10 protein-coding genes are annotated in these 14,271 nt (G+C 59.9%); 6 read left to right on the top strand and 4 right to left on the bottom strand.

Annotated elements, in window-relative coordinates; all coding sequences use genetic code 11:
• Nucleotides 1–242: 242 nt before the first annotated feature.
• Nucleotides 243–1,301, top strand: coding sequence for a glycosyltransferase family 4 protein (locus tag NW816_RS07690; RefSeq protein ID WP_414408779.1), 1,059 nt, complete (start codon nucleotides 243–245; stop codon nucleotides 1,299–1,301).
• Nucleotides 1,302–1,406: 105 nt separating this feature from the next.
• Nucleotides 1,407–3,572, top strand: coding sequence for an amylo-alpha-1,6-glucosidase (locus NW816_RS07695; protein ID WP_011432425.1), 2,166 nt, complete (start codon nucleotides 1,407–1,409; stop codon nucleotides 3,570–3,572).
• A gap of 129 nt (nucleotides 3,573–3,701) precedes the next feature.
• Here NW816_RS07695 and NW816_RS07700 read toward each other — a convergent pair whose 3' ends face one another.
• The 3 genes from NW816_RS07700 to NW816_RS07710 form a co-directional block, all read right to left on the bottom strand.
• The gene (locus tag NW816_RS07700) at nucleotides 3,702–5,465 is read right to left on the bottom strand and encodes an ABC transporter substrate-binding protein (protein ID WP_414408780.1); all 1,764 of its coding nucleotides are present in this window, start codon (nucleotides 5,463–5,465) and stop codon (nucleotides 3,702–3,704) included.
• 267 nt (nucleotides 5,466–5,732) lie between these two features.
• Complete coding sequence (gene ispF, locus NW816_RS07705; RefSeq protein WP_414342922.1) at nucleotides 5,733–6,242, bottom strand: 2-C-methyl-D-erythritol 2,4-cyclodiphosphate synthase; 510 nt, start codon at nucleotides 6,240–6,242, stop codon at nucleotides 5,733–5,735.
• A 369-nt stretch (nucleotides 6,243–6,611) separates the two neighbouring features.
• Nucleotides 6,612–6,905, bottom strand: coding sequence for a TIGR02450 family Trp-rich protein (locus tag NW816_RS07710; RefSeq protein WP_414329949.1), 294 nt, complete (start codon nucleotides 6,903–6,905; stop codon nucleotides 6,612–6,614).
• A gap of 238 nt (nucleotides 6,906–7,143) precedes the next feature.
• Between NW816_RS07710 and NW816_RS07715 the strand changes: the two genes are divergently transcribed.
• The gene (locus NW816_RS07715; protein WP_414329946.1) at nucleotides 7,144–7,494 is read left to right on the top strand and encodes a hypothetical protein; all 351 of its coding nucleotides are present in this window, start codon (nucleotides 7,144–7,146) and stop codon (nucleotides 7,492–7,494) included.
• 80 nt (nucleotides 7,495–7,574) lie between these two features.
• Here NW816_RS07715 and NW816_RS07720 read toward each other — a convergent pair whose 3' ends face one another.
• On the bottom strand, nucleotides 7,575–8,888 hold the full coding sequence (locus tag NW816_RS07720) for a UbiH/UbiF/VisC/COQ6 family ubiquinone biosynthesis hydroxylase (protein ID WP_414408781.1): 1,314 nt from the start codon (nucleotides 8,886–8,888) through the stop codon (nucleotides 7,575–7,577).
• A gap of 324 nt (nucleotides 8,889–9,212) precedes the next feature.
• Between NW816_RS07720 and NW816_RS07725 the strand changes: the two genes are divergently transcribed.
• The 3 genes from NW816_RS07725 (at nucleotide 9,213) to NW816_RS07735 (ending at nucleotide 14,182) form a co-directional block, all read left to right on the top strand.
• Entirely contained in the window at nucleotides 9,213–10,565 is a 1,353-nt protein-coding gene (locus NW816_RS07725; protein WP_414408782.1) for a TldD/PmbA family protein, read from the top strand.
• Nucleotides 10,566–10,688: 123 nt separating this feature from the next.
• Nucleotides 10,689–12,659: an alpha-1,4-glucan--maltose-1-phosphate maltosyltransferase gene (locus tag NW816_RS07730; protein WP_414357914.1), complete on the top strand. Its 1,971-nt coding sequence runs from the start codon at nucleotides 10,689–10,691 to the stop codon at nucleotides 12,657–12,659.
• 53 nt (nucleotides 12,660–12,712) lie between these two features.
• Complete coding sequence (locus tag NW816_RS07735; protein ID WP_414408783.1) at nucleotides 12,713–14,182, top strand: glutamate-cysteine ligase family protein; 1,470 nt, start codon at nucleotides 12,713–12,715, stop codon at nucleotides 14,180–14,182.
• Nucleotides 14,183–14,271 lie beyond the last annotated feature (89 nt).

Consider the following 14,271-nt stretch of genomic DNA (forward strand, 5'->3'; position numbering starts at 1 on the left):
GTGAGGTGTAGCCCCTTCCCCTCTGGACAAAAACTGTCAGGCCAGAAAATGAGACGCTTTCCGACAAGACCCATCCAACAGGCTTGGCTGGCTACGATAAAGGTTGGGCCTGGCTTTGCCCTTGAAGAACGTTGCAGCTCATGGCGTGGGTGAGAAGCTCTCCCTAGGAGCAGCCGGAAATGCCAGTGAGCCCGGTCTGGCAGACAGCCCTGAGCGGTGATGATTTGGTGTGGAGGATGGCTATGCGCATTGCTCAGATTGCCCCTTTGCATGAGAGTGTGCCCCCCAAGCTCTACGGCGGCACTGAGCGGGTTGTGTCTTGGCTCACCGAAGAGCTGGTGCGGCGGGGGCATGAGGTGACGTTGTTTGCCAGCGGCGACTCCCAAACCCAGGCTCGCCTCATCCCCTTTCGGGAGCGGGCTTTGCGTTTGGATCCCACGGCCATCGACACAGTGGCTCCTCATGTTTTGATGGTCGAGAAAGCCTTTCAGATGGCCGACGAGTTTGACATTATCCACGGCCACATCGACTACTATCCCTATGCCCTGGCCCGTCGCCACCCGCAGGTTTCTTTTTTGGCCACCCTACACGGGCGACTGGACATTCCGGAGCTGCAGCCCCTCTACACCGAGTTTCAGGACATTCCGGTGGTCTCCATCTCCAACGCCCAGCGGCTGCCTTTGCCCCAGGCGCGATGGCTGGGGACGGTTTATCATGGCTTGCCTCTGGATCTCCACTCTTTTTACCCGGAAACAGGGGATTATCTGGCCTTTTTGGGTCGGGTCTCGCCGGAGAAAGGGCTGGATACGGCTATTGAAATTGCCGTCCGGGCTGGGATGCCCCTCAAGGCTTCCATCAAAATCGACCCTGTGGATCGGCAGTACTATGAGTCTCAAATTGAACCCTTGGCCCGCCGCCATCCCAACGTGGAGCTCATGGGAGAAATTACTGAGCAGGAGAAAAGTGAGTTCCTGGGCAAAGCCTATGCAGTGCTGTTTCCCATCCGCTGGCCCGAGCCTTTCGGCTTGGTGATGATCGAGGCGATGGCCTGTGGCACGCCGGTGATCGCCACACGCTTTGGCTCCGTGCCGGAGGTCATGGCCGATAGCCGCTCCGGTTTTATTGTCGATTCGGTGGAAGAGGCGGTGGCGGCAATAGAGAAGGTGGGATCCCTAAGCCGAGCCGGGGTGCGGCAGGTGTTTGAGGAGCGGTTTAGCGTGGAGAGGATGGTGTCGGACTATGAGGCTCTCTACCACCAACTGGTAAACGAGCGGCAACTGGCCTCGAGGACGGCAGCCTAGCCTATTAGGGCCCTTGGAAAGCGGTGTCGACTATCGCCGCCATCTGAGCTGAACCTTGCTCCCTCTCTCTTTCGGTTGCATGAGAATCGAAAACAAGAGATCGAGATGGCAGAAGACATCATCCAAATTCAAGATCAGTACTACATCCGGGCCAGCGCCTCTTGGGTGGAGGCACGCTCTCATGTTCTCAAGCATGACAACTGCTTTGCCATCTTTGACCGGCGAGGGAACATGCGCCCCCTCGGCATCCGGGATCATGGCCTCTTCCGGGACGACACCCGCTTTTTGTCCCGCTGGGTGTTGGACTTGCAGGGAAAGCAGTTCCTGCTGCTCAGTTCAGAGGTGCGGGAAGACAAAGATATTTTGGCGGTGGATCTGACCAACCCGGAGTTCACCACCTCAGAGGGGCAGTTTATCGGTCAAGATACCCTGCATGTTCTACGGACTACTTTTCTGTGGAACAACGTAGCCTACGAGCGCATTCGCATTCACAACTACGGCTCGGAGCCGTTTCGCGTGCCGATTACCCTGCGCTTTGAGGCGGACTTTGCCGATATTTTTGAGATCCGGGGCATCCGACGGGCCCAGCGGGGTCAAGTGCTGCCGGCCCAGGTGAACCCTGAGGGAGTGGTTCTCCGCTACCGCGGCTTGGATGGAGTGGAGCGGCAAACCCAGTTGCAATTTTTGCCGGCGCCGGAGCTAGTGTCGGAGAAGCTGGCGCAGTGGTGGGTGCCTTTGGCCCCGCAGGAGGAACGGGATTTGGAGCTGAGGGTGATCTGCAGCTACGGCGGGGAGGAGATTGCCCCTTTGACCTACCAGGAGGCTCTGCAGGCGGAGCGGGAGCAAAGGGCTTCCTTGCGGGCGCAAGCCCACCGGATCGACACCGGCAATGCTCAGTTTAACGATTGGCTCAACGCCTCACGGGATGATCTGCTGATGATGCTCACCCGCACTCCCTACGGGCTTTATCCCTATGCGGGGGTGCCTTGGTTTACCACGGTCTTCGGGCGAGATGCCCTGATCACCGCCTTGGCTACTCTTTGGTGGTTCCCGGACTTGGCCCGAGGGGTGCTGCTGTATCTGGCGGCCCACCAGGCCCAGGAGGTGGATCCCAGCCGCGATGCCGAGCCTGGCAAGATCCTGCATGAGCAGCGCTCCAGCGAGATGGCCAAGACGCGCGAGATCCCCTTTGGCAATTATTTCGGCAGCATTGACTCCACCCCTTTGTTTGTGGTGCTAGCAGGGCGCTACGTGCGCCGCAGCGGCGATCTAGAGCTGTTGCGGCAGCTCTGGCCAAACATCGAAGCAGCCCTGCACTGGATGGACACTTACGGGGATGCGGACGGGGACGGCTTTTTGGAGTATGCCGGCAAGGCGCGGCGGGGCCTGCGCAACCAGGGCTGGAAAGATTCTGAAGATGCCATCTTCTACCCGGACGGATCCCTGGCAGAACCCCCCTTGGCCCTGTGCGAGGTGCAGGGCTATGCCTACGAAGCTAAGCAGTTGGCAGCAGAGATGGCCGAGCTGCTGGGGCGGCAAGAGCAAGCAGCCCAGTTGCGACAACAAGCGGAAAAGCTGCAGCAGCAGTTTTGGGATCACTTCTGGTGCGAAGAGTTGGGGGGCTATGCCCTGGCTTTGGATGGCCAGAAGCAACCCTGCCGGGTGCGCAGCTCCAACATGGGCCACTGTCTGTTTTCGGGGATTGCCCATCCCGAGCATGCTGCCTGCATTGCCCGGCAACTGCTGGAGCCAGCTTTCTTCAGCGGCTGGGGGATCCGCACGGTGCCGGAGGGAGAGGGGCGCTACAACCCCATGTCCTACCACAATGGCTCCATCTGGCCCCACGACAATGCCTTGATTGCCGCAGGCTTATCTCGCTATGGCTTCAAGGGCGAAGCGGTGCGGGTCTTGACAGCGCTGTTCGATGCCAGCCAGTTTCTGGAGCTGAAGCGGCTGCCTGAGCTGTTTTGTGGCTTTCGGCGGCGACAGCGGGAGGGCCCCACCCTTTATCCGGTGGCCTGTCTGCCCCAGTCTTGGGCGGCGGCCAGTGTGTTTTTGCTGCTGCAGGCTTGTCTGGGGCTGGAGATCGACGGGCTGGCCCAACGGGTGCATTTGACCAAGCCCACTCTGCCCCTGTGGCTGCCCCACGTCATCCTTGAGAATGTGCAGGTGGGCCAGGGATCCCTGGACATCGGCCTCTATTTACAAGCGGGGGGAGTGGGGATCAACATTCTCAGGAGTGCGGGGGACGTGGAGTTGACGGTGAAATAGTTGCAAAATTCAAGACATCCGCAACACAACCTACAACTAAGTTTCACCTGCCAAATGTGGCGATAGGGACACAACTCAACAGTTCAGACAGCCTCTCCCTATCCCACATCACCCACATCATCAGAAGTTCTACTCTTGAATGTAGAGCTGATCCAAATTCCACAATGGCCCCAGAATGGGTCGGGGATCCACCCCTTGAATGCGGTTGCGCAGGGCTGAGAGAACCAGGGGGTTGAAAGTGCCAATTTGGGGCAGCTGTTCCTGGATGATGATTTGAAACCGGTCGTAGAGGGCCTTGCGCTTTTCAAAGTCTAGCTCCCGCACCCCTTCGATAAAGATGCGGTCGATCTCCCGTTCCCAATCGCTGACCTCAACCCCTTCTGCCGGGTTACCGGGCAAATCTCCCAGATTGAAGAGGTGCAAACGGCCATCGCTGCGCCAGATGTTGGAGCCGTTGTTGGGTTCGGTACCGCCGCCGCCAAAGCCCAGCAACAGGGTTTCCCAATCGCGCCTATCGGTGCGCTGCACCAGGGTGTTGAAGGCGATGGGAGTAAAATCGACGGTGATGCCGATCCGCTCCAGGTCGGCTTTGATCAACGCGCCGGTGGCCTCTCGCTGATTGTTGCCAGCGTTAGTCAGCAGGGTAAAACGGACGCGGTTGCCCTCGGAATCCCGCAGGTGGCCCTCCGCATCATAGGTGTATCCGGCATCGAGGAGCAGTTGCCGCGCTTTTTCAGGGTTGTAGTCGTAGGTGGGCAAGCCCTCTTCGGGGCTGAGGTAGAAAGGGCTGGCGGGGGAGAAAACCGAGTGCTGGATCTCGCCCAACCCTTGCAGAACGCTATCGACGTAAAACTGCCGGTTCATGGCGTGGGCCACCGCCCGGCGGAAGTTCAAATCGTTGAACCAGCGACTTTTGACGGGATCCACAAAGGGCCGCCCGGTCTGGGGATCGCGGGCTCGGCTGAGGTTGAAGGCAAAGAAATTGTTGTTCAAAGTCTGGCCGAGATTGTAGATGGTGAACTGATCCCGTTCTTCTTCCCGCTTCAAGAGCTGAAAATCTCTCCCCCGCACCGAAAACACGTCGGTCTCGCCGGAGCGAAACTGCAGCAGCGCGGTGTCCTCTGAGTCCACAATGCGCAGGATTACCCGTTCAATGCGCGGGATCCCTTCCCCTTTCCAGTAATAGGGGTTGGGCCGGTACACCAGCCGCTGGCCGGGGGTGTATTCCTGCAAGATATAGGGGCCGGCCCCCACCAACTCCTGCACCGGCGTGTCGATACCCCAGGTTTGCAAGAAAAGGGGGTTGCCCCGGCTGTCCAACTGCTCGACAGTGGGCTCGAGGATGTGCTTGGGCAAAATAGGGGATCCGGCCTGCAGCAGAAAGGGAGCGAAGGGCTCCGGCAAAACGAACTCAATCCGCCGCTCGTCCAGGGCCCGCACCTGAGGCAGTGCTCCAGCTTCCCCAATTCGCTTCACGTCCCGCGAGGAAGTCGGGATCCGCTCGTCGAAGATGATGCGGTTGAAGGTAAAGTCCACATCTGCTGCCGTCAGGGGCTCTCCATCCGACCAGCGCAGCCCTTCCCGCAAGGTAAAGACATAGCGCAAGCCGTCCTCAGACACTTCCCAGCCTTCCGCCAGCTCCGGTTTGGGCAAGAGGGTATCCTCATCCAAGGTGACCAAGCCCGCCTCTAGGTAGGCGATAGCGTCGCGGCTAGAGCTTTCGGCGGCCAAATAGGTGTTGAAGGTTTTGGGATCTGAAGTCACTGTGGCGATCAAATGGGGCGGGCGGGCAGGGGCAGCACAGGCACCAAGCCAGAGCAGGAGGATCCCTAGCAGAGAGACAAAAAGGTTCCTCCTGAGTCGGTTTGCCGAGGTGTTGCTTTGGCCCGCCATTTCTTTTGCCAAGTCGTTGTTCCAAGCAAGTTTGGGACGGCTCGCCCGCATCCCGCGCCCTGTGGCCCAAGCGCTCCGCGCTGCTGAGGCCCTCACCCCCAGCCCTTCTCCTAGAGGAGTAGCCCCCCTCCCGGCCCCTTTCCCAGAGGGAAAATTGGGGATCCAGGTAATGGGTGGTTTGACTGCGACTTGGGCAGATTCTGCGTTTTTGAGGGAGCGATTGCTTGCCAGTTTGGCAGCTCAGGCAGTGGGGTGACCAGGTTCTTTTCAGATTCTGATGGGAAGGTCAGAGGAAGCTTGTCCTCTCTGTTCCAGCAACAGGGCTACTGCGAAGGCAGCAATGGCCTCTCCCTGACCTATGGGGCCCAGTTTTTCGTTAGTAGTAGCCTTGACCCCCACTTGCTTGGGGGAGATCTGCATCGCCTCTGCCAGGCGGGCCTGCATGGCGGGGATGTGAGGTTTGAGTTTGGGCTGCTCCGCCACCACCACACTGTCTACATTGGCAACGCACCAGCCCTCTTGGCCCACCAGCTGCACCACTTGCTGTAGTAAAAGGATGCTGTCTGCCCCTTTCCAACGCTCTTCTTCAGGGGGGAAGTAGTAGCCAATATCCCGCAGAGCGGCAGCCCCCAGGAGAGCATCCATGATGGCGTGGGTGAGGACATCGGCGTCGCTATGGCCCAATAGCCCCTTTTCGTAAGGGATCCGGATCCCGCCCAGGATCAGGGGGCGCCCCTCGACGAGGCGGTGGATGTCGTAGCCCTGGCCAATGCGCACTTTTCCGGCTCCCTTGGGAAAACCATCGAGACCCTTGTCGACCATCGCCCCCTCCGAGGAGCTAGGGGGATGGGAGTCGAGTAACCGACAAGCAGCTTTTGAGAACGCCTCTTTCTATTCTGCCGGCTCCAGAGGGGAATAGCAGATGGGACAAGACGAACCACTGTAGCAGTCGAAGCAGATGAGGTGAGACTTCCCGTAGGGATTGGCGCAGCGCTTGGCCCACTGATAATCGCTGTAGCTAAGATAAGATCTTTTCCGCAAACGTCACATCTGGCCATCCCGCTTTCTTCTCCTCAAGCTTCTGAATTAAAACACCACACTAGAGAGATGCTCCTAATCGATCCCTGAGCCCCAGCTTGAGAGAAACTATCCCCCAGCCCTGTCCAGAAGGGGATCCTGCCGCCCACAGGGGATCCCGTCTTCGAGAGGCGTCCAGCCCGGCTGCCAAAGATCCCGGTTCTTCAGGGTGGCCGCGTTGACCCAGAGGCGCACCTGGGGATCGCAGACGGCTCTGAGCTCGGCAAACACCAGCCCTCCTTCCCCTTGTTGGCGAGCGGTGACCTGAAAATGTCGCCAACCCAGAACAGGCTGAACGGAAGTCCATTTGGAGCCGAGGAGATGCGGGAAAGGCTGTTTCCGACGGGGTTTGTTGCGAGCCACGGGACGGAGGGTGCGAGCGGGTAAGGGATGAAAGGGACCCAGCTTTCCGGCCATTCCTGAGGACGGCAGCGGGGATCGAGGGGAGCGGCAAAGCCAGCCGAGATCCTGAGTTTCCCTCAGATCCGCCTGTGATCGGTATGTGTGATCGGTATGATCGAGGGGATCCCTTTCCACTCCAGCCTATCCAACCATGGAGCAGCACCGGCAACGGCTTCAGTTCTCTTTCTGGCAGGCAGTCTTGAAGGGGGGCCTTCTGTTTCTGATCCTGGCTGGCCTAATCTTGGGAACAGGCCTGCCCTTGGGAGCGGCAACCGGCCCCACTTTGTCCGGCAAACTTACGGGGCCAGAGTGGCGACAAGCAGACCCGGAGGCCAAGCAGGACTTTTGTCGCAAAGCCTTTCAAGCGTTTCGCGCCTCTCCTTCCCAAAGCTATATCATCAGCTCCAATGTGCAGGCTTTGACCCCAGAAGGTTTGTGTCGGCGCTTGGATCAGTTTTATCAGTATGCCGTCAACGACGAGATCCCGATCAACCAGGCGGCCAATATTGCCCCATTGCTGTTTTCAGACTTACCCCTGGAGCAGCCTTGATCCCTGTGGAGCGCTTGGTCTGCTGGGGACAAAGGCGGCGGGCGAGGATCTGGGCCCAGCTCTCAACAGTTTGGCCGGATCTAGACAGGCGTAGCCAGAGGTTCCGGGGGTGCAGGGAAAGGGAGCTGCTGCAGTTGGGGTTGGTGGGGGCGGATCCCCATTGCTTGGCGCATCAAAGCAGGCTTGAGCAGCGGCAAAACCTCCAGTCCCCACAGGCCCAGGCGACGCAAGACCAGCAACGGCCAGCTTCGGTTGGAAAAGAGGCGATTGGCAGCATCGGTTGCAAAAAGAACCAGCGCATTTTCTGGGCGGCGACAGCGCTCGTAGGCTTTTAACAAAGCCGGATCGCCGGGATCCCGGCCCGCCATTTTGGCTTCGATCAACAGGGCAGCCAAGGCCGCCACATCCCGCATGCCCAGATTCGCTCCCTGCCCCCCCAGCGGATGGGTGGTATGGGCAGCATCCCCCACCAAAGCCAGCCGGGATCCGATATAGGTTTGGGCATGGGCCCGCTGTGGCTCATAACAGGCTCTGGGAGAGGCGGCCAGCAACGCTCCCAACTGGGATCCAAACCAAGGCCGGATGGCCTGCAGAAACTCAGCCTCAGATAAGCCCATCAGCCAATCTCGATCCGCTTGGCGAACTGTCCAGACGACACAACTGCGATGGGGATCGGGGGTGGGCAAAATGGCGAAGGGGCCGCTGGCCTGAAAGCGCTCGTAGGCCACCTGCTGGTGAGGATGCTCATGGGTGAGGGTGGAAACGATGCACACCTGCCCATAGCCCCAGCAGGATAACGGGATCCCAGCCTGTTCCCGCAGCCGCGAACGGGCCCCATCTGCAACCACCAGCAAAGCAGCCCGCAGGGTTTGCCGGGATCCCTCCTGGGCCAGCAGCTCTACCCGCAGGTGATCTGCTGCAGGGGAGAAACTTTGCACCTGGGCGGGGCTGAAAAGCGTTACCGAAGGGCACTCGCGAATGCGCTGCAACAGGGCCTTTTGGGTGATTTGATTTTCCACGACGTAGCCCAGGGCCGGCGCTTGGAGCGTTTCGCGGCACAACTGAGCCATCCAGGGGCTTTCCCCATCAGAGACCTGAATGCGGTGAATGGGAGAAACTCCCCAGGCTTCCATGAGGGGCCACACCCCAATTCGCTGCAGAATGCGGGCTGTCCCCAGAGCCAAAGCGCTGGCTCGGCCATCGGGCCCCACCCCCTGCGAGAGATCCCGCCCCTCGATCAGCCCAACACGGATTCCGGCCTGACCCAAAGCGGCTGCCAAGGTGGATCCCACCATCCCAGCTCCGGCAATCACCACCTCGAAGTCCAGTCGCCTTGGCTTGGCTGCTGTCGGAGCAATGGCTAGGGGAGCAGCGGAAGTGGGCAAAAGGCTCATGGGCACTCACGGCAAGTAGGCTTAACTTCCATTCTAGGGTTCCTGCACCCGGCAGGCCGCTAAGGACAAGCGGCAAGTGGGGTCAAAGCGCCACGAGGGATCCCTTTTGATCTCAGCCCCTTTGTTTGCTGCTGCAGGGTGGAATCCCTGTGGGTAGCTCTCTGCTGATTGTTGCCCAGGGGGAGCGGGCCGGAAGGTGCGCACCAGAGTGACGTTGTTGGACGAAGGGGTGGGTGCTGGGACTCCATAGACGGCAGGGGGTCAGGGAAAAGTAGCTCTGAGCCATGGCCGATAATAGGACTGTCCTCTTGCCATCTCACTTTTATGCCCAGCTCCATCATTTCCCCGGAAAACCTGCTGGATCTTTGTGAACAGGGTGTACACAAGGCATTGGCTGCTGGAGCCGACCAGGCAGAAGTGTTTGCCAACTCAGGCCGGGAAACGGAAGTCACTTTTGAGAAAAATGACCTCAACCTGGCCCGCAGCAGCAGCGAGACCCTGTTCGGCATCCGGGTTTTCTGCGACGGCAGGCTGGGCTTTGCCACCTCCAACCGCCCGGAAGAGCTGGCCGAGACGGCGGCTGAGGCTGTAGCCATGGCCAAGGCTTCGCCGGCGGATCCCCTCAACGGGCTGCCGGAGCCCCAACCTCTGCCCCAGGTGCCCTTTGCCCTTGATCCGGGGCTGCTGGAACTGGATGCCGCCACCCTGACCCAGTTGGGATCCCAATTGCTGGAGTGGGTGCGATCCAAAGACCCTCGCATCACCATCGACAGCGGCTCCCTCAGCGTTGAGGAAGAGACCCTGGCTATCGCCTCTTCCACCGGCATCCGCGCCAACCATCACAGCGTGGAAGCGGGGGGCTCCCTCTTTGGCATGGCCATTGATGGGGACGAGGTGGGCAGCTTTGCCTACGACGGCGACAGCGTCCAGAAGCGGGCCGATCTCATCCCAACGCTGGAGCGGGCTTTTGATCGCTTTGTCCAAAAATGTGTGGGGGCGCTGGGGGCTACCGAAGGGGAGAGCTTTCGCGGCCCTATCATTCTCCCTCCAGATGTGGTGGAGGACTTCCTGGGGGATCTCCTCTTTGTCTTGGGGGCAGATGCGGTGCGCAAAGGCAAAAGCCCTCTGGCGCAAAAAATGGGATCCCGGATCGCCAGCCCGTTGCTCACCGTGGTTTCTGAAGGCCTGGGCCTGCCCGGCTACCCCATTGAGCCCTTCGACCGCGAAGGGATCCCTCGCCAAATCACCCCCTTGGTTCACGAAGGGATCCTCTGCAACTTCATGTACAACAGCTACGAAGCTCGCGCTGCCGGGATCCCGTCCAACGGCCATGCCACAGGGGGGGCGGGCAGCCTGCCGGGGGTGGGGCCAGCTTGTTTGAGAGTGGCGCCGGGGACAACCCCCCTGTCTGAGCTGTATGCCATGGAGCGGGGCATTATTGTCACCCGTCTTTCCGGCAGCAGCAACCCCATCACCGGCGACTTTTCCGGGGTGGTGAAAGGGGGCTTCTTGGTCAAAGGCGGCGAAAAACGCCCCATCCTGGAGACCACCATTGCCGGCAATCTCTACGATTGTTTGCGTAATATCTCCGCCATCTCACAAGAGGTGACCGTTTTCAACGGCAGCACGGCTTTTCCTGCTCTGCGCATTGAAGATGTATCGGTAACGGCTGGCTAGTCGCGCTGGCGGGACGGAGTCCTGAATAACTGGGTATCGTGGGGGGCGGACAAGCCTTCCTGACCAGAGGGTGGAGAGTAGCCAGTCTGCGAACAGGCAGGAGACAAACAGAGGGTGGATCCTATGTGGCCAGTAGAGGGTCGGCAGCGCGTCATCATCGAGGCGGTGACACCGGAAATCGACGGCGGGCGCTACGCCATCAAGCGGACGGTGGGAGAGTATGTGGTGGTGGAAGCGGACATCTTCGCCGACGGCCACGATCAGCTCTCGGCGGTGCTCTGTTTTCGCGAGGCCGGTGCAGAGGGTTGGCAGGAGATCTTCATGGATCCCATCGGCAACGACCGCTGGCGGGCCCAATTTCAGGTCACTCAGATCGGCCAAGCTTCTTACCGGATTTTGGCCTGGGTGGATCCCTTCAAAACCTGGCAGCAGGATCTGTACAAGCGGGTGGAGGCCGAGCAGGATGTTTCTGTGGAGCTGCTGATCGGGGCCGAGCTGATCGAGCGGGCCGCCCAACAGCAAAGCGGCGATCGCGGTGGCGGCGCGGAGCACTCTCTGCAGGCAAAGCTGCGCAACTACGCCCAAACACTCCGCCAAGGGGGGGATCCCGCCATAGAAGCAGCCCTATCCCCCACGTTGGGATCCCTGATGCAGGTTTACGGCGAGCGCCCTTTTGTCAGCACCTACCCAGAGCGGCGGGTTTGGGTGGATCCGGTCAAAGCCCGCTTCAGTGCCTGGTACGAGCTGTTTCCCCGCTCCTGTGGCCCCAACGAACACACCCACGGCACCTTCCGAGATGTGGTCGCGCGGCTGCCGCTGATTGCGGAAATGGGCTTTGATGTGCTTTACCTGCCCCCCATCCATCCCATTGGGCGCACCTTTCGCAAGGGCAAAAACAATGCCATGACCGCCGAGCCAGAGGACGTGGGTTCTCCCTGGGCCATCGGCGGGCTGGAAGGCGGGCACAAAGCCATTCACCCCCAATTGGGATCCCTGGCCGACTTTCATCATCTGGTGGCGGAAGCCAAACGGTTCCACATCGACATCGCCCTGGATATTGCCTTTCAATGCTCTCCGGATCACCCCTATGTAAAAGAGCACCCGGAATGGTTTAAAAAGCGGCCCGATGGCAGCATTCAATATGCGGAGAACCCGCCCAAAAAGTATCAGGATATCTATCCCCTCAACTTTGAAACAGAAAACTGGCAAGCCCTTTGGGAAGAATTGAAAGGTGTGATCGAATACTGGATTGACCAGGGGGTCAAGATCTTCCGGGTGGATAACCCCCACACCAAGGCATTCGGCTTTTGGGAGTGGTGTATTGGTCAGATCAAAGCCAAGCACCCGGAGACGATCTTTCTGTCCGAAGCGTTCACTCGCCCAAAACTGATGAAATCGCTGGCCAAGCTGGGCTTTACCCAGTCCTACACCTATTTCACTTGGCGCAACGACAAGTGGGGCCTGACCGAGTATTTCACCGAGCTCACCCAAAGCTCAATGCGGGAGTACTATCGCCCCAACCTGTGGCCCAATACGCCCGATATTTTGAACGAGTTTTTGCAAAAGGGGGGTCGCCCGGCTTTTATGCTGCGTTTGATCCTCGCGGCTACCCTCGGGGCCAGCTACGGCATCTATGGCCCGGCTTTTGAACTCTGCGAAAACCGCCCGCTCCGTCCCGGCAGCGAAGAATATCTGGACTCGGAAAAATATCAAATCCGCCACTGGGATCTGGATGCCCCGGATAACTTGCGGCCTTTGATCCAGCAGGTGAACCGGATCCGGCGACAAAACCCGGCCCTGCAGAGCGACTGGAGCTTGGTGTTTCATCCCACCGACAACGAGGCCCTGATTTGCTATTCCAAGCGCACCTTCAGTGGCGATAACCGCATTTTGGTGGCAGTGAATTTGGATCCTTTCCACATTCAGTCCGGCTGGGTCACCCTCAACTTGGGGGCTCTGGATTTGGAGCATTGGCAAACCTTTAAGCTGACCGATCTGTTGGACGGCCAGCAGTATTCCTGGCAGGGATCCACCAACTACATCAAGTTGGATCCCTGGACGATGCCTGCCCATATTTTTCTCCTGGAGAGCTGAAGACCCTGAGAAGGACAGTACAGTGGTGTCATGCCCTCTGCGGAGTTCTCTCGATGGGCCAGGAGATTGCCTGCCTCAGCTTTGGCGCCGAAGACTTTGCCAAGTTCGCCGCTCAACTCCGGCAAGAGACGGATTTGCTGGAGCGCTGGTTGGCCGGTGCGCCGGGGCTGGATCCCGCCTGCCGGCCCTTTGCCCAGGGATCCCCGGTGGGCGGGTTTGAGCTGGAGGCGTGGCTGGTCACCCCTCAGGGGGATCCGGCCCCGATCAACTCAGCCTACCTGGAAGCGGTGAACGATCCGCTGGTGGTGCCGGAACTGGCCCAGTTTAACGTGGAGATCAACAGCCGGCCCCAAGTTTTGACCGGCTTGGCTCTGCGGCAGTTTCAGCAAGAGCTGGGCCAAACGTGGGATCGCTGTTGCCAAGTGGCTGAATACCTGCAGGCGGGGTTGATGATGATTGGCATCTTGCCTACGGTGCAGCAACGGCAATTGACCCTGAAGATGATCTCGCCCCGCAAGCGTTACCTGGCCCTCAACGAGCAGATCCTGAACTTGCACCGGCGTGAGCAATCCCAAGCGATCCCTTCCCTGGGGCTAGATATCGAAGGACCGGCTGGGCGGTTGCGGGTTACCCACCCGGACATCATGCTGGAAGCGGCAACCACCTCTTTCCAAATCCATCTGCAGGTGGCCCCCCACCAGGCAGCCCGCTACTTCAACGCTTCTCTCATCGCCTCGGCCCCTTTGGTGGCGCTGGCGGCCAATTCCCCCTACCTGTTCGGGCACGATCTGTGGGCAGAAACCCGCATCCCTTTGTTTGAGCAAGCTTTGGATGGGCCACCCCCGCCCTCCCCCACCCACTACCCCCGCGTCACCTTCGGGCAAGGGTATGTCCAGGGATCCCTGATGGAGCTGTTTTGGGAAAATGTGCATCGCTACCCGGTGGTGCTGCCGCAAACGTTGGCCGCCTCTCCCTGGGAGCTGGCCCATTTGCGCCTCCACAACGGCACCATCTGGCGCTGGAACCGCCCCCTCATCGGCTTGGATCCGGTTCCCCATCTGCGCATCGAACAGCGGGTGGCGGCGGCAGGCCCAACCCTACCCGACATGATCGCCAACGCGGCCTTCTACTTTGGCCTGGTACAAGCCTTGGGATCCCAGCCCGTCCCCCCCGAGCAGGAGCTGAGCTTTGCCCAGTGCCGCGCCAATTTCTACACGGCTGCCCGCTTCGGCCTGGAGGCCCCCATCACTTGGCTCAAGGGTTGGCAGGGATCCCTGCGCCAATTGCTGCTGGAAGAGCTGATCCCCCAAGCAGAGGCGGGTTTGGTTCAACTGGATCTGGCCCCCTCCGATATTCAGGAGTACCTGGGCATTCTCCGCGCCCGGGTGGAGTCGGGGCAGAATGGGGCCACCTGGCAGCGCCGCTACGTGGCTCGGCATGGTAAAGATATGCAACAATTGACCTGTGCCTACTGGGAACGGCAGCGGCAAGGCCAACCGGTACACACCTGGGATCTCAACTAGGGCTCTCCCCACAGCCAGTTGCACCAGCGGTGGGCCACCGCAGCGGCAGGGTGGACCCTTGCTCAAATTTCGAGCGGGCAGATTCTTGC

It is taken from the genome of Synechococcus sp. W55.1, assembly GCF_047461655.1.
Lineage (GTDB): Bacteria > Cyanobacteriota > Cyanobacteriia > Thermostichales > Thermostichaceae > Thermostichus.